General features: G+C 38.1%; 17 protein-coding genes. 6 read left to right on the top strand and 11 right to left on the bottom strand.

Features of this window, described 5'->3' with window-relative positions:
• Positions 1–185 precede the first annotated feature (185 nt).
• The 3 genes from ACUW85_RS01080 (at position 186) to ACUW85_RS01070 (ending at position 2,783) form a co-directional block, all read left to right on the top strand.
• Positions 186–449, top strand: coding sequence for an ACT domain-containing protein (locus tag ACUW85_RS01080; RefSeq protein WP_016896993.1), 264 nt, complete (start codon positions 186–188; stop codon positions 447–449).
• A gap of 21 nt (positions 450–470) precedes the next feature.
• Positions 471–1,829: a PFL family protein gene (locus ACUW85_RS01075; RefSeq protein ID WP_083069677.1), complete on the top strand. Its 1,359-nt coding sequence runs from the start codon at positions 471–473 to the stop codon at positions 1,827–1,829.
• Positions 1,830–1,952: 123 nt separating this feature from the next.
• Complete coding sequence (locus ACUW85_RS01070) at positions 1,953–2,783, top strand: aldo/keto reductase (protein ID WP_149255735.1); 831 nt, start codon at positions 1,953–1,955, stop codon at positions 2,781–2,783.
• Positions 2,784–3,059: 276 nt separating this feature from the next.
• Here ACUW85_RS01070 and ACUW85_RS01065 read toward each other — a convergent pair whose 3' ends face one another.
• Positions 3,060–3,881 carry an aminotransferase class IV gene (locus tag ACUW85_RS01065; RefSeq protein ID WP_149255734.1) on the bottom strand — a complete coding sequence of 274 codons (822 nt, stop codon included), beginning with the start codon at positions 3,879–3,881 and terminating at the stop codon, positions 3,060–3,062.
• A 499-nt stretch (positions 3,882–4,380) separates the two neighbouring features.
• Between ACUW85_RS01065 and ACUW85_RS01060 the strand changes: the two genes are divergently transcribed.
• A complete protein-coding gene (locus ACUW85_RS01060) occupies positions 4,381–5,529 on the top strand; it encodes a zinc-dependent alcohol dehydrogenase (protein WP_182022958.1) in 1,149 nt (382 codons plus the stop codon).
• Positions 5,530–5,944: 415 nt separating this feature from the next.
• On the opposite strand, the gene ACUW85_RS01055 is transcribed toward ACUW85_RS01060, so the two are convergent.
• A complete protein-coding gene (locus ACUW85_RS01055) occupies positions 5,945–8,476 on the bottom strand; it encodes a transglycosylase domain-containing protein (RefSeq protein ID WP_182022959.1) in 2,532 nt (843 codons plus the stop codon).
• A gap of 230 nt (positions 8,477–8,706) precedes the next feature.
• Between ACUW85_RS01055 and ACUW85_RS01050 the strand changes: the two genes are divergently transcribed.
• Complete coding sequence (locus ACUW85_RS01050; protein ID WP_069285504.1) at positions 8,707–9,612, top strand: diacylglycerol/lipid kinase family protein; 906 nt, start codon at positions 8,707–8,709, stop codon at positions 9,610–9,612.
• Between the two features lie 72 nt (positions 9,613–9,684).
• Positions 9,685–10,416, top strand: coding sequence for a YebC/PmpR family DNA-binding transcriptional regulator (locus tag ACUW85_RS01045; RefSeq protein WP_059134071.1), 732 nt, complete (start codon positions 9,685–9,687; stop codon positions 10,414–10,416).
• A 124-nt stretch (positions 10,417–10,540) separates the two neighbouring features.
• Here ACUW85_RS01045 and ACUW85_RS01040 read toward each other — a convergent pair whose 3' ends face one another.
• The 9 genes from ACUW85_RS01040 to ACUW85_RS01000 are packed head-to-tail and all read right to left on the bottom strand — an operon-like array spanning position 10,541 to position 19,060.
• Positions 10,541–11,164 (bottom strand): V-type ATP synthase subunit D, encoded by a 624-nt coding sequence (locus tag ACUW85_RS01040; protein WP_016897002.1) that lies wholly within the window; start codon positions 11,162–11,164, stop codon positions 10,541–10,543.
• Positions 11,165–11,178: 14 nt separating this feature from the next.
• A complete protein-coding gene (locus tag ACUW85_RS01035) occupies positions 11,179–12,600 on the bottom strand; it encodes a V-type ATP synthase subunit B (protein ID WP_059134069.1) in 1,422 nt (473 codons plus the stop codon).
• A gap of 12 nt (positions 12,601–12,612) precedes the next feature.
• Positions 12,613–14,379 (bottom strand): V-type ATP synthase subunit A, encoded by a 1,767-nt coding sequence (locus ACUW85_RS01030; RefSeq protein WP_182022960.1) that lies wholly within the window; start codon positions 14,377–14,379, stop codon positions 12,613–12,615.
• Position 14,380: 1 nt separating this feature from the next.
• Positions 14,381–14,968 (bottom strand): V-type ATP synthase subunit E, encoded by a 588-nt coding sequence (locus tag ACUW85_RS01025; protein WP_182022961.1) that lies wholly within the window; start codon positions 14,966–14,968, stop codon positions 14,381–14,383.
• A gap of 17 nt (positions 14,969–14,985) precedes the next feature.
• Entirely contained in the window at positions 14,986–15,291 is a 306-nt protein-coding gene (locus ACUW85_RS01020) for a V-type ATP synthase subunit F (protein ID WP_003142406.1), read from the bottom strand.
• Positions 15,291–15,746 (bottom strand): ATP synthase subunit C, encoded by a 456-nt coding sequence (locus tag ACUW85_RS01015; RefSeq protein ID WP_182022962.1) that lies wholly within the window; start codon positions 15,744–15,746, stop codon positions 15,291–15,293. The genes ACUW85_RS01020 and ACUW85_RS01015 overlap by 1 nt, the downstream gene beginning before the upstream one ends.
• Positions 15,747–15,760: 14 nt before the next feature.
• Positions 15,761–17,704, bottom strand: a complete 1,944-nt coding sequence (locus ACUW85_RS01010; protein WP_182022963.1) for a V-type ATP synthase subunit I — start codon at positions 17,702–17,704, stop codon at positions 15,761–15,763.
• Positions 17,701–18,744 carry a V-type ATPase subunit gene (locus ACUW85_RS01005; RefSeq protein ID WP_182022964.1) on the bottom strand — a complete coding sequence of 348 codons (1,044 nt, stop codon included), beginning with the start codon at positions 18,742–18,744 and terminating at the stop codon, positions 17,701–17,703. The genes ACUW85_RS01010 and ACUW85_RS01005 overlap by 4 nt, the downstream gene beginning before the upstream one ends.
• Positions 18,731–19,060, bottom strand: a complete 330-nt coding sequence (locus tag ACUW85_RS01000; RefSeq protein WP_026466164.1) for a hypothetical protein — start codon at positions 19,058–19,060, stop codon at positions 18,731–18,733. The genes ACUW85_RS01005 and ACUW85_RS01000 overlap by 14 nt, the downstream gene beginning before the upstream one ends.
• Between the last annotated feature and the right edge of the window lie 21 nt (positions 19,061–19,081).

Below are 19,081 nucleotides of genomic sequence, written 5' to 3'. Positions count from 1 at the left end.
TTTTTTGTGAGAATGTCATCTTTTGATTTTGTTTTCAAATGGCATAGATTATAATAGGATGAGATTTTGTTTATTTTGATTAGTAGATATATGTACTTGGCAAAAGAAAAAACAAGGACCTTATTTAAGTTGTCAGTGGGACCTGCATTAAATAAGGGGATAAATCAATTGAAGGATGGGATAATATGCAAGCAGTAATTACAGTAATTGGTAAGGATAAGGTTGGTATTTTAGCGAAAGCAGCCACTAAATGTGCTGAATTAAACGCAAATATTGTAGATGTTGAGCAATCAATCATGCAAGACCTTTTTACCATGGTGATGATCGTCAATATTGATGGTTTAAACGTTGAATTTGAGGACTTTAAAAAAGAAATTAAAGATGCATTAACTGCGATGGAAGTTTATGTAATGCACGAAGATATTTTTAATGCCATGCATAAAATTTAAGTCAGTTGAGGAGAAACAAACATGCTAGAAATGAATAATATCATTGAAACAGTTTCAATGATTAAAGACAACAATTTAGACATTCGAACAATTACAATGGGGATTTCGCTGATTGACTGTGCAGATCCAGATATCGACCGTGCCTGTCAAAAGGTATACGATAAAATCACTACTGTTGCCAAAGACTTGGTGAAAACCGGTGAAGAAATTGAAGAGAAATACGGGATTCCAATTGTCAATAAACGGATTGCTGTAACGCCAATTTCGCAATTATTAGCGGCTTCAGGTGGCGACCCATTGAAATATGCCCATATCTTAGACAAGGCAGCCAATGCAGTTGGCGTCAACTACATCGGTGGGTATACAGCATTAGTTCATAAAGGATTTTCTGCTGGGGACCGTGCTTTAATCGAATCGATTCCACAAGCCATGGCTGAAACAGACCACGTTTGTTCATCCGTTAATATTGGGTCAACACGTGCAGGTATCAACATGGATGCTGTTAAAATCATGGGTGAGGTTGTCCGTAAGGCAGCTGAATTAACCCAAGAAAACGAAAGCATGGGGGCTTCTAAGATTGTCGTCTTCTGTAATGCAGTTGAAGATAATCCGTTCATGGCCGGTGCCTTCCACGGTCAAGGAGAGCCGGATGTTGTGATTAACGTTGGGGTTTCTGGACCAGGTGTTGTCCGTAATGCCCTTGCAGAATTGCCAAAAGATGCATCTCTTGAAACAGTTGCGGATACTATTAAACAAACAGCTTTCAAAGTAACTCGTATGGGACAATTAGTGGGGACAGAAGCCTCTAATATGCTAGGTGTACCTTTTGGAATTGTAGATTTATCATTAGCGCCTACGCCAGCTGTCGGCGATTCTGTAGCTCATATCTTAGAAGAAATTGGTTTAGACCAAGTGGGTGCCCATGGTTCAGTAGCGACTCTAGCTATGCTAAACGATGCAGTTAAAAAAGGCGGTATCATGGCATCATCAAATGTTGGTGGTTTATCAGGTGCCTTCATTCCAGTAAGTGAGGATGCAGGGATGATTGCAGCTGCAGCTAACGGTACTTTAAATATTGAAACGTTAATGTCGATGACAGCTGTATGTTCAGTTGGTTTAGATATGATTGTTATTCCTGGTGATACAACGCCTGAAATTATTTCAGCGATTATTGCCGATGAAGCAGCGATTGGGATGATTAATTCCAAAACAACCGCTGTTCGTGTGATTCCAGCTATAGGTCGCCGTGATGATGAAGTCTTGAACTTTGGTGGTTTGTTTGGTGAAGCTTCTGTTATGCAAGTAAATCGAACTTCTCCTAATACCTTTATCCACCGTGGTGGTCGTATTCCAGCACCAATTCAATCACTTAAAAACTAGTTTTTTTATCATAAGTAAGGCCCTTATCTTTTTACAAAATAAGGGCTTTTATTTGGTTCAATGAATGAATGCGCTTATAATGGAGGCACAGTGGAAACTGAATACGTATTAAGGGGAAATTACATGAATTTATTAAATCAAACATTAACCTTAAATAATGGGGTAGAAGTCCCACAAATTGCATTAGGGACTTGGCAAACACCGACTGCTGAAGCGGTGAGTTCAGTCCGTTTTGCCCTAGACAATGGCTACAAACACATTGACGGTGCTCATGCCTACGAAAACTCTAAGGGGATTGGTGAAGGGATTAAATCTTCAAACGTTAACCGTGAAGACATTTTCATCACAACTAAGGTTCGTGGGGAATCGAAAACTTATGAAGCGGCAATGGACAACTTCTACCAAGAGTTGAAAGACTTAGATACTGACTACATAGACTTATTATTAGTCCACTGTCCAACACCTTGGCGCTTTTTCTCAAGAACTGATGAAAAACGTCCAAGCTTCTATGAAGAAAATATCCAAGTATGGCGCGCTTTAGAAGAGTTGTATGATAAAGGCTTAGTCCGTGCAATCGGGGTTTCAAACTTTAACGCCGATGACTTACAACACTTAATCGAAAATACAAATATTAAACCTGTGGTAAACCAAATCAAGTACCACATCGGCTACACGCAAGACGATATTGTATCTTACTGTGAAGCTAACGACATCATCGTTGAAGGCTACTCATCACTAGGTACAGGCCGCTTATTAGGCAACGAAGATATCAAGGCGATTGCAGACAAATACGGGGTATCCGTACCACAATTATGCTATCGTTATCCTTTGCAAAATGGCCACATCATTCTACCAAAATCAGTTCACGAAGAATACATTCTTGCCAATGCTGAATTAGATTTCGAAATTTCTGAAGCTGATATGGCAACTTTAGATGCATTCGTTATTGAATAACCTGATGGTCATCTTTGATAAAAAAAGGAGCTAGGAAATACCTAGCTCTAAAAATAAATTCACCGTCAACTTTGCGTTTAGCGTAGATAACTTTTTTATTTTGTTATAATTTTGATAGATGGTGAGTCACTCATTTAATTTTTGTGTGTCACTAATCTAGTAAGGTATTTGACTCACTATGCTTTTTAAAAGGATAAAAAACCTTCAACTTTTTCTTGTTTAGAATGAGTTGAAGGTTTTTTTGTTAGGGGACTAAGTTGTTTTGCAATCTCCTTTTTAAGTAACTTTTTTAGAGGCAATATACTGTTTCACTAAGCGATCGTATTCACGCATAATTGACGATATGACCGGCTTTTTTATCGACTCTAATGGGATGGAATCGATGGAAGCTATAGGCAATACATCGTTACCCGTTCCTGAAATAAAAGCGCCATCGATAGTATTTAATTCCGTCACAGGAACATTTTGTTCAATAATATCAATTTGCTGTTGTTGGCAAATAGCTACAACTTTAGAACGGACAATACCTAAAAGAACATTTTTAGCAGGAGAAGTATAGAGTTTATCCCCTTTAACAACAAATAAATTTGAACGACTACCTTCTGTGACGTTACCTTCTTGGTCGACTAACAGCACTTCATATGAACCTGTTTTTTCTCGTTCCGCTAGTACAGTTTTTTGATACGCTTCACGTTGGATCTTGATATTCGGATCTTCTCTTTCCAAATTCAACAAAGTTGTTTTAATGCCATTTTGATAATAGCTCGCAGGCGGATAAGAACTTTTAGTGAAGAAAGCCAGTAAACCAATGTCTTTATTCCAGATCAATTTGATATTTTGATCAAAGGCACTATTCTTATCTATAAGTTGGTATAACCGATTGATTAAAATATCATCTGAATCTGTTAAAGGAATGCCGACAGCTAGAGCAAAATCTCTGAATCGGCGCAAATGATCTTCCAAAAACAAAGGTATGCCTTCTCTAACGCGAATCACTTCATACACGTTTTTTCCTGTTAATTGTTCAAATGGATGCAAATTGTCTGTGGATACTTCTTGATCATTATGATAGTAAAACTTTTGTTCAACATATTCCATATTTTTCATCCTCTTTTATTTAATCATTGTGGTTAATTTATTCAGGAGCCTGTTAATGGTCTATTTTTAAATAAGTTTATCACTTTTTTTAAATGAAGACAGCAATGTTTTTTTAAATAGTTGAATAGATACTCCTTACTATAAAGTGTAGTGAGTAGTGTAATGTTTTTTACTAAATACATACTGGTAAAAAGGTATTTAATATCAAATAGGAGCGAAAATAACATATAACTTACATAGAGTGTTAGGGCTTATTTATCTAAGCTATATATCCGTATCAGTCATAGAATAATTATTCACTGTTAGCGACCTTTCAATGCTAGCTTTAGTAGCAAGAATCCCTTGTCGTTTATGAGAAAAGTTCTATGGCACAGCTATAGTGGTACGAAAATAGAGAAGTTAAAACTTTAACGATTACATAACTTTTGACTTATATAAAACAAGATGATAAACTACTTTAAAATATGAAACTATCACTTTTATATGAAGGAGAGATTCTATGCGCGCAGTAACATGGCAAGGAAACGAAAAAATGGAAGTCAAAACGGTCCCGGATCCTACGATTGAAGAACCAACCGATATGATCGTTCGCATTACAGCAACAGCTATTTGTGGTTCTGATTTGCATTTATACCATAACGGGAAACCGGTCATGGAAGAAGACTATATAGTAGGGCATGAGCCTATGGGTATTGTAGAAGAAGTTGGTTCTGCAGTGACCAAAGTGAAAAAAGGCGACCGAGTTGTTATCCCTTTCAACATTGGTTGTGGAGATTGTCATTTCTGTGCTCATCATATGGAAAGTCAATGTGACAATTCCAACCCTAATCCAACGTTTGATCAAGGCGGATTGTTCGGTTTTGGTAAAATGAACGGAAATCACCCTGGAGGGCAAGCTGAATACTTACGTGTCCCATTTGCAGATTTTACTTCTTTTGTTGTTCCTGAAAGTAATCTACCGGATGAAAAGGTATTATTTCTATCGGATGTACTGCCAACAGCATATTGGAGTGTAGAGCATAGTGGTATGAAACCAGGAGATACAGTGATCGTATTGGGTTCTGGCCCTATCGGATTATTTGTACAAAAATTTGCCAAAATGAAAGGTGCTAAACGTGTAATTGCTGTAGATAACGTCGATCATCGTTTGCAGCACGCGAAAAAAATGAACGGCGTAGAGACCGTGAATTTTTCAGATGTTTCTAAAGTTGGTAGTGAATTGTATGAAATGACTAAGGGCGGTGCTGAGGTAGTAATTGATTGTGTAGGAATGGATGGTGTAACACCAATCAAAGAAAAAACCAAAGAAATTCTTACCCCGCAAAGCGGTTCTTACTCACCAATTCAAACGGCAAGTGAAGCTGTGAAGAAATTTGGGACGTTGATGGTAACTGGGGTTTATATGACTCCAGCAACGAATTTCCCTTTCCAAGATTTCTTCACTCGTAATGTGAGTATTAAAATGGGACAAGCTCCGGTTATCCACTTGATGCCGAAAATCTATGACATGATTGAAAAAGGGGAATTTGACCCATCGGATATCATTACACATACCATGCCTTTGGAACGTGCTGCTGAAGCATACGATATTTTTGACAAAAAAGCAGATAATAATATTAAAGTAGTATTGAAACCCGGTATGTCTTAAAAGAAATAGTGGGGCTGGCAAATAACTAGCTCTAAAAAAAAAAGCGCGATGAGATAATCATGAAATGTGGTTGTTTTGTCGCGTTTTTATTTTTAGCGGATTTGGGAGATATGAAATCAGTCAGACATTTATGGCGATGTTTCTTTAGATTACGACGACGTCGTTCGTGAACAAGATGCGCTTTAGGAATCGTCTTTTCTTCTTTGATTGTAGCTTCAACTTCTATCAGTTCTTCACCCAAATGATAAATGATTTTTATAATACCTTCTGGCGTTTCTGAAATTTATTCAGATAAAACCATATCAATACTTTTTTAGACGGATAAAAACCCTTCAACTCTTTCTAATTTAGAATGAGTTGAAGGGTTCCATTGTTAGGAGACAGAGTTGTTTCCTAGCACATCTTTTTTATTTTTCTAACCATCTTGTTGAATATTATCTTCTTCAATTTCTTGACGACGTTGTTCATTTTCTGCACTACGCAATTTAAAGGATTCTAATACTTCTTGAACTTTAGCATTTACAGTAGCATTTGTCTTAGAACGGAAGCTTTCAAGTTTGTTCATGTAGTCATCCATCGAACCACCTATACCAAAGGTAAAGCTTGGTTGTTCTGGATCCATCGCAGCGGTAAACAATTCAGTGTTGGTTGCTGCTGATGAAGAAATTGTATAGCTTGTATCATATGGCCCTTCAAAGGTACCAGATGTCGTACCTGTTTCCGTCACAACTGTTTCCTCGTGAACACCTTCAGGTTCTTCTAAGACTTCACCAGATCCCATTGTATTCGGGTAGTAGTAGTTTAGTCGGTTACCTAAGGTTGTCCAGTAACTTAATGAACGTTGAGCTGGCGTACCGTATACCGCATTTTCAACTTGACTATATAGGTCGCGAGTTTGCGTGATGTTATCATAACCAATCCAAGAAGTAAGAGTAACGTTTGGTGTTGAACCGTTGGCCCATAAATCCCTAAATTCTTCTGAAGTACCAGTCTTCAGAAACCAGTCTAAATCACTATCCATTTGCGAATTATAAGAGGCCATAGCACCAGTAGTTGTCGCGTCTTTTAAGATATCAGCAATTACATAGGCTACATCTTCATCAAAGACACGTTCTTTTTGCGTTTGATGCTGGTAAACCACATTACCATTGGAATCTGTAATAGTTTCGATTAGGTAAGGTTCAACGTAAACACCACCATTTGCAAAGGTCGCAAAGGCTGCTGCGTTTTCTAATACAGTTGGACCATTAGTAGTTCCACCAAGTGATAGGGCTAAGTTACTGAATTCATCAGTTGAAATCGCATCCTGTAAGCCCATCTTATATGCATAAGATTGAATGTCGACGCCCTGGTTTAATAATTCATTATATAAGGCCAAGGTCGGATTATTCATAGAAGTTGACAGGGCATAGCGGGCGGTTACAAAGTCATTTGAAATGGTAGTCCCAAAGTTGGTTGGCTCATAAATGGACCCATCTGGTTGAACGATACGAGTATAAGTATCCGCTAGCATCGTATTTGCACCAGCAATTTGCTCCTGCAAGGCCGGACCATAAGTCAAGATAGGTTTAAATGATGAACCAGGTGAACGACGAGAACTAAAAGCGTGGTCAACTTGAGTGGTATCAAAGTCAATCCCACCTACAAATCCAAGGACTTGGCCAGTGTCGTTATCTAATAAAACTGTTCCATTTTGAACAGGTTCTACGACTTCAATCGGGTCACCATTTTCATCTGTTGATTCTGAATAATAGGTGGTACCAAATGAAGCAGAAAATTCTTGAACGGTTGAGTTCATTGTTTCGTAAATATCGGGATCGACTGTCGCTTTAATGGTTAAACCACCGTTACGCATTTGACTTTCAGCCTCAGCATAATATTGGTTGTATAACTGATCATTCGCGTTAACATCAGCCATAGTCAGTCCATCAGCCGCTACTTTTTGTGCCATCAAGATATCAATAGTTTCAAGTTCAACCGCTTGATAGATGTATGAATTACGTTCATCTGGTACTTCTTCGCTGGTTCCAGTACTTAGGAAGTCTTGGGTAATATCGTAATTAATGGCTTCTTGATACTCTTCTTCAGTAATATAGTTGGTTAACCGCATTCTTTGTAAGACTTCATGCGAACGGGTAATCCCATCTTCTAAATATTCTGCATCTTTTAATTCACCAGATTGCAAGAAGGGGGTATAAGTATATGGATTTTGCGGAATACCCACTAAAAAGGCTGCTTGTGCTAAAGTGACTTCACTCGCTGATACACCGAAAATCCCTTGGGCTGCTGTTTCAATCCCTGCAATATTTTCCCCTTTATTATTACGTCCGTATGGTGATTCATTCAAGTAACCTTGCAGAATCTGCTCTTTTGAATAGTGGTTTTCTAACCGCATCGCTAGCAAAATTTCCTTCGCCTTACGTTCAAAAGACACTTCATTGGTTAATAGTTTTTGTTTGATCAACTGTTGGGTAATAGTTGAACCACCGGAAGTCCCACCTACACCAAGGAAGGTTGAAGCACCTGCCCGGATAATGGCTGACGGTACGACACCACCATGTTCGAAGAAGTTTTCATCTTCCGTAGCCACTAAACCATTAATGATATACGGACTCACATTTTTCAGTTCAGTATTTTCACGAACCAAGTCAGCACGAATACTAGAAATTTCTGTATCATCACTATAAGTCATGGTAGAAATCTCACCGGCATTCTCCACCGCATTAGCAAGTTCCTCTTCAGTTGGGATTGGCATATCTTCTACCAAACCAATGAAATAGCCTGATCCTAAACCAAGCCCCAATGACCCACCAAGAAATAGGATAAGCAATAAGACTAGGAATATTTTAGCCAAGGATTTAAAAGCCACATTCACATAGAACATCACTTTTTCAGTTTTAGATAGCCCATTCCCAATTTTTTTCTTTTCTTCATTGTTTTTCTTCACTATACACACACTTTTCTATAACATATTTTATTGTAAAAATAGCTTGATTTGCTCTTAATTATATCAAAACAATTGTATACATGCTATGTGAATTCCCCCTCTGTAAAATGAATGTAAAATTAACTTAGCTCGCTTTCCTTCGTTTTCAAAATAATCTAGGGCTAAATATAGCTAAATAAGCAAGGGTCTAGTAAAATAAAGGTAATACAAAGCACATGGAGGTAGAGAAAATGTCTAAAGTAATGTTGATTATTAACCCCTCATCAGGAAAAGGTGCGGGTAAAGAGATTCAAAGTGACTTAGAAAAAGCCTTGTCTGCTTCATTTGATGACGTTGAAACAAGATTCACTGAAGGAGAAGGCGACGCCAAAGACTGGGCTCGAGAAGCTAGTGATGAAGGCTGCGAAGCTGTTGTCGTCGTTGGTGGTGATGGTACTGTTAACGAAGGGATTTCAGGAATCGCTGAAGCAGATTCAACCATTAAATTTGGCTTCATTCCACTTGGGACAGCCAATGATTTAGCACGTGCCTTAGGAATTAGTCTAGAACCTCAAAAAGCAGCTGAAGACCTGGCTAATTTTAAAACGCGAAAAATTGATATCGCTAAAATAAACGACCTATACTTCTGTAATGTGGCCGCTATTGGATCAATTCCAACAGCAGTAATGGAAACCTCAAGTGAAGAAAAATCAAAATTTGGTTTCTTCGCCTATGTGCGTGATTCAATGCGTGCTGTATTAAACGATAACCAGTACACCTACAAATTAGTCTTAGACGACGATGAAGAGATTGAAATCTCAACAAAAGTATTAGTGATTGCCTTAACAAACAGTGTAGGTTCATTTGAAAACATGATTGCTGGTGCAACACCAGATGACGGCTTATTACATATCATGACTTTAAAAGATGAAAACTTATTAGCTGAATTACCAGGCATGCTACAAGAATTAAACGGCGGGTATATCTCTGAAGCCAATAACATGATTACGTATAACGTAAAAAAAGTGTCTATCTCGGTTGTTAATGAAGACGCGGACGAAGTGAAAGTGAATATTGACGGTGAGGTTGGTCCAGCGTTACCAATTGATATCGAAGTCTTACCATCACATGTGGAAGTAATGGTGCCTAATAAATAGGCTTCATTGCTATGATGTCAATACTTTGATATAATAACCTAGTGAAAAATTACAGGAAAGAGGGTATATGTCGTGTCTGGACATAATAAATGGAGTAAAATCAAAAACAAAAAAGGTGCAACCGATGCTAAACGAGCGAAAGTATTCCAAAAACTTTCTCGTGAAATTTATGTAGCAACGAAAGCGGGTGGACCTGATCCAGAATCAAACCCATCTTTACGTTTGGTTATGGATAAAGCAAAAGCAGCGAACATGCCTAACGACAATGTAAACCGTGCGATTGAAAAAGGTTCAAGTAACAACGCTGGTGAAGATTACGATGAAATCACTTACGAAGGTTATGGACCAGGCGGTATTGCCATTTTAGTTGAAACCTTAACTGATAATACCAACCGTACTTTAACCAATATACGTACTATCTTTAACAAAAATGGTGGTTCATTAGGTGAATCAGGTTCAGTTGCTTACATGTTTGACCGTCAAGGTTACATCGTGATTGAGCGTGAAGGTTTAGACCTTGACGAAGATGAAATGTTAATGAACGTAATCGAAGCTGGTGGGGAAGACATGACAACTTCAGATGAAGTATTTGAAATTTCTACAGAAGCTTCTGACTTCACTGATGTTCGTGACGCCTTAGAAGCGCAAGGATTCAAATTAGCACAAGCTGAAATCACAATGGTAGCTAAAACAATGTTAGAACTACCTGAAGATAAAGCCAGCCAACTTGAAAACTTGATCGACTTATTAGAAGACGACGATGATGTACAAAATGTACATTACAATACAGAATTAGCTGAATAAAGTTATTCAATACAAATAGTGTTGGTAGAAGTTCGAAGGAACTTCCACCAACACTTTTTATATAATCAAAAAGACGGCCTATGTATACTGGCGCGAAACCAGTTTACATAGGTCGTCTTTATCTTTACTCTTTGCTATTTAAGATGCGTTTAACCACTTTAAGACGGGTAAATTCTTCACGTTCTTTCTCTTCAAGCGCAGAAGAAATAGATTTTTGCGCACCTTCCAATTGTGGAATGGTCACGTTTTGAAGGGCATTTACACGTTTTTGTGTTTTCTGCATGTTGTTCGCTAAACGATAAGCCGCATTCTCAACTTCAGCGATTTGAATCAGCAATTCTTTTACCCGACGAAAGGCAATCCTTGCTTCATCAATAGCCACTGTATTGTCATAGAATGAGTAGGCGGGCTTCATAGGTCGAGGTTTGTAATTAATTTCTGGCACCTCTGAACCCATGACACTACGTACTTTTAATTGGATATCGTCTTCAACATCTACGTTAGTTGATGCATCATTTACACTTAAAATACCATTTTCATATGCAGCAATTGACAGTTTATGATAAGCCAATTCATAAGCTTTTTTAAGGTCATCCTGTAAACCAGAAGCCTTATTCAGCAATTCAATCAACTCATTCATTAAGATAATCCGTTTACGATCCATCAATAGGTAACCGCTACGTGAAAGATCTAATGTCTTTTGAATTTGCATTAGGTTCCCCTTAGTAGGGGTGTTATTAATATCCATTAATTCTCACCACCTTAAACTAGGGGCTTGTCAGTTGTTTGTTGGTTTAATACCTCATCAGCTGTATCTTTGTAGTATTTATCAAGGATTTCAGTATCCATACGTGTTAATTCTTCACGTGGGAAAATACCCAATAATTTCCATCCTAAGTCCAATGTTTCTTGAATAGTTCTGGTCTCATCTTGACCTTGACCAACAAATTTTTGTTCAAATAATTCACCAAATTTTAGGTAAAGTTTATCAACATCTGATAATTCTTCTTCACCGATAACAGAAGCTAAAGACTTAGCTTCATTAGCACCAGAATAAGAAGCGAACAATTGGTTAGCAACGTCAGAATGGTCTTCACGAGTATAACCTTCACCGATACCATCTTTCATCAAACGAGAAAGTGATGGTAAAATCCCAACTGGTGGATAAACATTTTTACCCTCAATTACACGGTCAAGTACGATTTGGCCTTCAGTAATATATCCGGTAAGGTCAGGGATAGGGTGGGTAATATCATCATTAGGCATGGTTAGAATTGGAATTTGCGTTACTGAACCTGGTTTACCTTTAACGATACCCGCACGTTCATAAATAGTCGCCAATTCAGAGTAAAGGTAACCTGGGTAACCTTTACGAGAAGGGATTTCTTGTTTTGCTGACGATACTTCACGTAAGGCCTCAGCAAAAGAAGTCATATCCGTTAAGATAACTAACACATGTTTACCTAAATCATAAGCCAAGTATTCAGCTGTAGTTAAGGCCACACGAGGTGTGATTAGACGTTCCATAACGGGATCATCAGCTGAGTTTACAAACATCGTTACATGGTCCATTGCACCAGACTCTTCAAATGAACGACGGAAATAGTCAGCAATATCATGTTTTACACCCATAGCAGCAAATACAACAGCGAATTCTTCGTCAGAATCTTCACCCAATTTAGCTTGTTTAACGATTTGAGCGGCTACTTGGTTATGACTCATACCATCACCAGAGAAGATAGGTAATTTTTGACCACGAATTAACGTCATTAATCCGTCAATGGCTGAGAATCCAGTTTCAATATAGTCACGTGGGTAAACACGAGATACAGGGTTCAGTGGTGCACCATTAACATCACGCTTAATGTCAGAATGGATTGGTCCTAAATTATCAATTGGTCGACCAATTCCATCAAAGACACGCCCTTGAATTTCAGGTGCAAGTTCGATTTCTAAACCGTGGCCAGTAAATTGTGTATGTGTATTGTCTAGAGACATAGAAGTAGTTGAGTCAAATACTTGAATGATGGCTTTTTCGCCTTCCATTGTAATAATTTGACCTAATTTTTCTTCATTACCATTTACGCGAAAGCGTACGATATCGTTATATGCAGCGCCTCTAACACCGTCTACAACTACTAGAGGGCCATTAATGGAATTTAATCCTAAATATTCTATTGCCATTATTATTCCCCCTTAACCATTCTCTTGCATAGCATTTTCATAGAATGTATCGATATCCTCAAAGTAGTGATCGAAATCAGCTAAGTTATCATTTGAGGTTGTATACTTCATGTTGATTACATCAGTGAAAATGTTTGATTTATTTAGATATGACATCGGCATACCCCATTGGATCAATGACTTCGCACGGTGATGTAAGTATAAAATAACTTCCATCATTTTTTCTTGTTTAGCTATAGGAACCGCAGAGTCTACCTTATGGAAGGTGTTTTGTTGTAAGAAACCTTCACGGAAGACACGGGCAGTTTGTAAGACTAATTTTTGGTGGTCAGGTAGGACATCAGAACCGATTAGTTTTACAACTTCCATTAATTGATCTTCTTCATGTAAAAGAGCCATCATTTCAGCACGGTTAGCTAGGAATTTTTCAGAAACGTTGGCAGTATACCAAGCACCTAAATCATCCACGTACTGACTATAAGAATTCATCCAGTTGATGGCAGGGTAGTGACGTTTATGGGCAAGTTCTGAATCTAGCCCCCAGAAACAACGTACAAAACGTTTAGTATTTTGGGTAACTGGCTCAGAGAAGTCCCCACCTTGAGGAGACACAGCACCGATAATCGATACTGAACCTTCTGATTGGTTTAAGTTACGCATGTAACCTGCACGCTCATAAAAAGTAGCAATACGACTAGCTAAGTATGCAGGGAAACCTTCTTCAGCGGGCATTTCTTCAAGACGACCAGATAACTCACGTAAAGCTTCGGCCCAACGAGAAGTTGAATCGGCCATGATTGCTACGTCATAACCCATATCACGGTAATATTCAGCGATTGTTAAACCTGTATAAATAGAGGCTTCACGGGCTGCTACCGGCATGTTAGAAGTGTTGGCAATTAAAACTGTACGTTCCATCAAAGGTGCATTTGAACGAGGGTCAATTAATTTAGAGAAGTCTTCAAGTACTTCTGTCATTTCATTACCACGTTCCCCACAACCAATATAAACAATTACATCCGCATCTGCATACTTTGCAATCTGATGTTGCATAGTCGTTTTACCAGTACCGAAACCACCCGGAATTGCAGCAGTACCACCTTTAGCGATAGGAAAGACTGAGTCAATAATCCGTTGACCAGTTACAAGTGGTGTAGTTGACTCGAATCGAGAAGCAACAGGACGTGCTTGACGGATTGGCCATTCTTGATAAGCTTTGATTTCATCAATGTCACCGTTGAATCGGCGTACTTTAACCAAGATATCCTCGATTGTATAGTCACCTTCAGCAACGACTTCTATGACTTCACCAACAGTTGTAGGAGGTACCAATACTTTATGGGTAACGGCATTTGATTCTGGGATTTCGGCGATAATTGCACCACCAGAAACTTGATCACCGACTTTAACAACTGGTTTCACATGCCATAAGGTTGATTTATCAAGTGAATCTACTTGAACACCACGTTTGATCATGTATCCGGATTGTTTTTCAATTTCAACTAAAGGACGTTCAATACCATCATAGATATTATTGATTAAACCAGGGCCTAACTGTACTTTAATCGGCATTGTTGTACCGTAAACGCGTTCTCCTGGACGGATACCCGCAGTTTCTTCGTACACTTGGATAGTGGTTTCTTTTTCATTGATGGAAATAACTTCCCCAACTAATTTGTCTTCACCAACGTGGACCATCTCTTGCATAGATAAGTCGGTTGGACCAGCGATTTTAACGATTGGACCCGAAATTGAATAAATTAAATTTTCGTTTGCCATTCTAGTCATCAACCTCCTTGATAGTAAAGCTATCTTCAACGTTTGCTAATAGGGTAGAGAAAGAGTAATCAATCAACACTTGACGGTCTTTCAAGACACCACGGACGCCACCTAAAAACTCACGGTCTGAAATTTGAATATTTGCATTTGTTTCTTCTAATAAAGTTTCAATCATACCTTGATCTGAATGGTTGATGTAAACAACCAACTCTTCACGATTTTTTTCTGCATAGTCTTTTAAGTTATTAATCATCACAACTAATTGGTTGCGGTATTCATCTGTTTGCATGTAATTTTGAATCGCACTGTTGAATTCAGCGAATAGAGATTTTTTCAACTTTTCTTCTTGTAAGTACAAGTCACGTTGTAAGTGAATTTGACTTTGAGAAATGTTTTTATTCAACTCTTTACGCATATTTTTTTTGGCGTTGACAAATTTTGCATCAAACTCTTGATTTGTATTTTTCACAAATTCATCATAGTCTTTTTGCAAAGTTGCTTGGTATTGATTGACTTGTTCGTCAATAATATCTTGCGCTTGTTGGTTGACTTGCGTTTCAAAATAAGCAAATTTATCTTCTAAATCCATTGCTTAAAACTCCCATTCTATAATTGGATACCGATTGCATGTTGAATTGTTTCAGCAATGGTATTGGTCGCATTTTGATATTCATTTGCACCTAAGACTGAAGTGATAAGTGGTGTTGCTTGGTTAAAGCGAACATCATTTACAAGGTCTTGATTGCTTTCAATTAGAGAAGGCGAAAGATAAAGAATGCCAATACCTTTATCTGCTATTGCACGTTTAAAGGCAGGTTCAAATTCCGCAGGCTTTACAATTTCACCTTCAATACCTACTAATCGCAATCCAGTCAAAGTGTCTAAGTTATCGCAGATTACGTAAGCTTTCATTATAGTTGACCTAAGATCATGAATGAGATGATCAAACCGTAAAGGGCAACCCCTTCAGCAAGACCAACGAAGATTAATGAACGACCGAAGATTGAACCATCTTCTGAAATAGCACCTAGGGCAGCTGAAGCAGCAGAGGCAACGGCAATACCACCACCAACACATGATAAACCAGTTGATAAGGCAGCAGCGATGTAACCAAGACCTGTTGCTAAACCAGCAGCATTACCAGCAGTTTCTGCAGCAGCACCAGTTGATGCTAAAGCAACTTCTGGGTTGTAAGCTAATACGATAGCAATTAAGATACCAGCTACAACAAATACTATGTTAGTAGTTAATGATTTTTTGTAACGATCTTTTGTTTTTTTGCCTGTGTAGAAGTAACCAAATGGTAAAACAAAACCCAATACGAAAGTTGCAACCATTGTTAGTTTAATTAATAATTCTGTTGACATTTTTATTTTCTCCTTTAATCTTTAATCCAAATATTTTTAAATTCAATACCATCGCCACGATAGAAGTGACTGAAAATTTCATAAAATTCAAGACGTAAAACTTGAATTGCCACGACTAATCCTTCAAAACCAGTTACAAACAAGTTACCTAAGATAATAACCAACCAGTTGATGTTGCCACTATTTTCAGCACCTGCAAACATTAATACCACACTCATCATTGCACCATGGGAAATAGCGAACGCACCCACACGGACGAATGAAATTGAGTTAGAGAAGTAAGTTAATAGGGTTTCAAATGTCTCAAAGAAGATCGTTAATGCTTTAATCACGATGTTGTCACCATTTTTCTCTTTATGGTTTTCCAACTTGTGAATGATTTCTTCCTTAAAGGCAATTGTGATTAATGCTAAAACCAGGATAGTGATTAAGATGCCAATTGCTGGAATTGTGTGTCCAGACATGTAAAGGATTAACATAGCTACTAATACAAAGTAGAAAATGAATCCGGCAATACCGTTCTTATCAAGAATGGCTTCCCATTTTTCTCCGGCATTAAAGCGTTGCACGATGTTGACGATCATTGTTGCGAGGATCATGAACATACCAAAGGCGACTGCTACGATAAATACTGTATTTAAGCTTCCGAAGAAGGGAATGTCTGTCATGTGTGTCATAGGATGTAGCCATAATGCATGGATAACATCTTCAAATCCAAAGATTGATCCGTAAAGGAAACCAAAGATAGTTGAACTTAATCCAATTGGCGCTAACATACCGATAGGGCGTAATTTCTTGTTGAAGAATCCGACAAGCCCTACTAGGAATAGAATTAATCCCTGACCCACATCTCCGAACATGGCACCAAAAAGAAGGGAGTACGAAATACCTACGATCGCTGTTGGATCAATTTCACGGTAGTTTGGAACGCCGTACATTTTGGTTAGTAGCTCAAAAGGGCGGATTAGGAAATTGTTCTTCATTTTTGTAGGTGGATTCAAATGACTGTTGTCATCTTCATCTTCGATATACATAGTCACGTTTGGATCGTTTTTAACTTCAGCGCTGAAGATTTGCGCATCAGATTGAGCCATCCAACCGATTAATAAGTAACGTGTTTCTTTTTGCGCGAATTCCTCACGGGTAATTGCTGCAAATTTACGAACACCAAAAGCTTGAGATAAATCCATTAACCGACTCTTAGCCGCTAATAAATCTGGCGCCACTGGTGTAACTAAAGCACGCATTTTTCGTTTCAATTGGATTAACTGGCTTTCAGTATCTTCTACCAAATTCTGATATTTATGTGTAATTTCACGGAAACTACCACTTTCCTCAGGTAGGTAAATCCGCTCCCAAGCTAGTGAGAATAGAAGGGCATCAACACGTTGGCGCGCTTCATCAGGTGTGAAGTAGACACCATAAACGTATTTTTCAGTTTCTTCACTCTTCACGAAGATGGCTGGTACCATTGTGTCCACATATTTTTCGAACTTACGGTAGTTTTCACGAGTGAAACGACCGAAACGGAATTTAATGTGGTTCATTTCGTAAATTTTATCTAATGTGAAGTCAACTGATTGGAAGGGTCTAAACATTAATAAGTTTTCGTTTGCTTCATCATGTGCTGCTTGCACCTTAGCAATGGCCTCTCGTTCATGTTGCAAGCTTTCTTCAACTTCGTTTACTAAAGCTTTTGCTTGATCAAAGGTCATGGGTTTGTCCAGGTGAATGTCTTTACCATGCTCAACGTTTGTGTAGTCTAATAAGTTATCAATTCGTTCTTCCCAAGGTTCATAAGGGTTTGGACTTGTATAGGGACGAAGTGTTCGAATCTCTGACAACTCCTTCAACGCATTTTCTAAATGGATAGGGTAGTGGGTCAAATAACGATCCGCCATCCGGTCAATATCGTCACGAGGACCGGTAATATTGACTAAGCGCATTTCGGTTATCATTGATTTAAACTCCTTTCTATAGGTGAGATGTTTTTATATGTAATTCGTTCGGTTAATTCTTCTAACATCAACAAAGCACGACGACTATCCTCTAAATAATTGATAATTGCGTACATAGATTTTGGTGCTCTAGTCGCAAGATGACGTTGTAAGGATCTTAAGAAATCTTCCTCATATTTTTGTAGGGATTCATCTGTCGATAGATGTTCAAAAATTTCACCATAACCAAGTTCAGCAACCGTAATCTCGAAGTTTCGAATATCAGGTGCTTGCAATAATCGGTCGATATACTCGTCATTCAAACGATACTTTCCGTCTACTAAAGCAGATGTGACTTCGTTATCGCTTAATTGGTAGAGGAATTTCAAACGATAAATTGTAAAAATATTTAAGATATCAAAGCGGGCGCCGAATAGTTTTTTAAAACCTGTTAATGACTCACCGGTTAGATATTTTTTACCGCCTTGCCAAATTTGTTGAATGACAAATTGGTCAAAGGCAATTTCGAATTCATAGCGCTCGTAGTCATTTTGACTAAATAAGTTACTATATTGTTGGAAAAAAGGTCCGTAAATGGTGTCAGCAAGTGCATCCACAACTGTTTTTACATCAGTTGCCATGATCAAATCTGTCGTTTTGAATCCGCGATTATCATCGAGATAATGGGTGACTGGACTCATGATGACGGTTGTTTCACCACGATTTACGACGGTTCTTAAGGTATGTTTGATAAACCAAGCCTCAAAAAACATTGCATATCGTTTAAGGAAAGCGCGTTGTTGCAAAGAGGCAAATCGATATATCTTTAAAAACTCAAAGAAATTGCCGTAATTAAGCATCAATTCAATATCTTCTCGCGAAGAGACATCAGTTTTTAGAACGTCTGCTGCCTTTTGGTAAGAAGGATTTTCGGTGATTAATGCGTACAATTCATTTAATGTACGAATATTCCCATGAGCCTCGATTTTCTCACTGGTCAGTAAATGCTTTCGCATACCATGAATTTTTGTGTCTATAGCAGTATAGTTATCCAATTTCATCGACTCCAAGCTTTGTTACTTTTTCCATGAACTCGTCTACATAAAGACCGTGTTCATTGTCAAGAATATCTTGAATGCGTTGCATTTTACGGGAAAATTTGGCAGTAAGATTATGAGAAGTTTCATAGTCCTCAGAACTAAACGATTCTCTTGTTGCTTCGATTTTTTTAGCATAAGCATCATTAGCCGCTTGTAAAAAATCACGTTTCTTATCGTCAAATGATCTTTTAATGCTCATTTTTTGATCTTGAACCGTATTCTCCGCATCTTTAGCCGTATTTTCAATTTGATATAAACGATTTACGATGTCATCCATTGCAGTTCCCTCCCTTTTTGT

This window comes from Aerococcus sp. 150760013-2, from assembly GCF_053627715.1.
The sequence above is the reverse complement of the archived record's forward strand: the minus strand, read 5'-3'. Positions and strand labels throughout refer to the sequence as shown.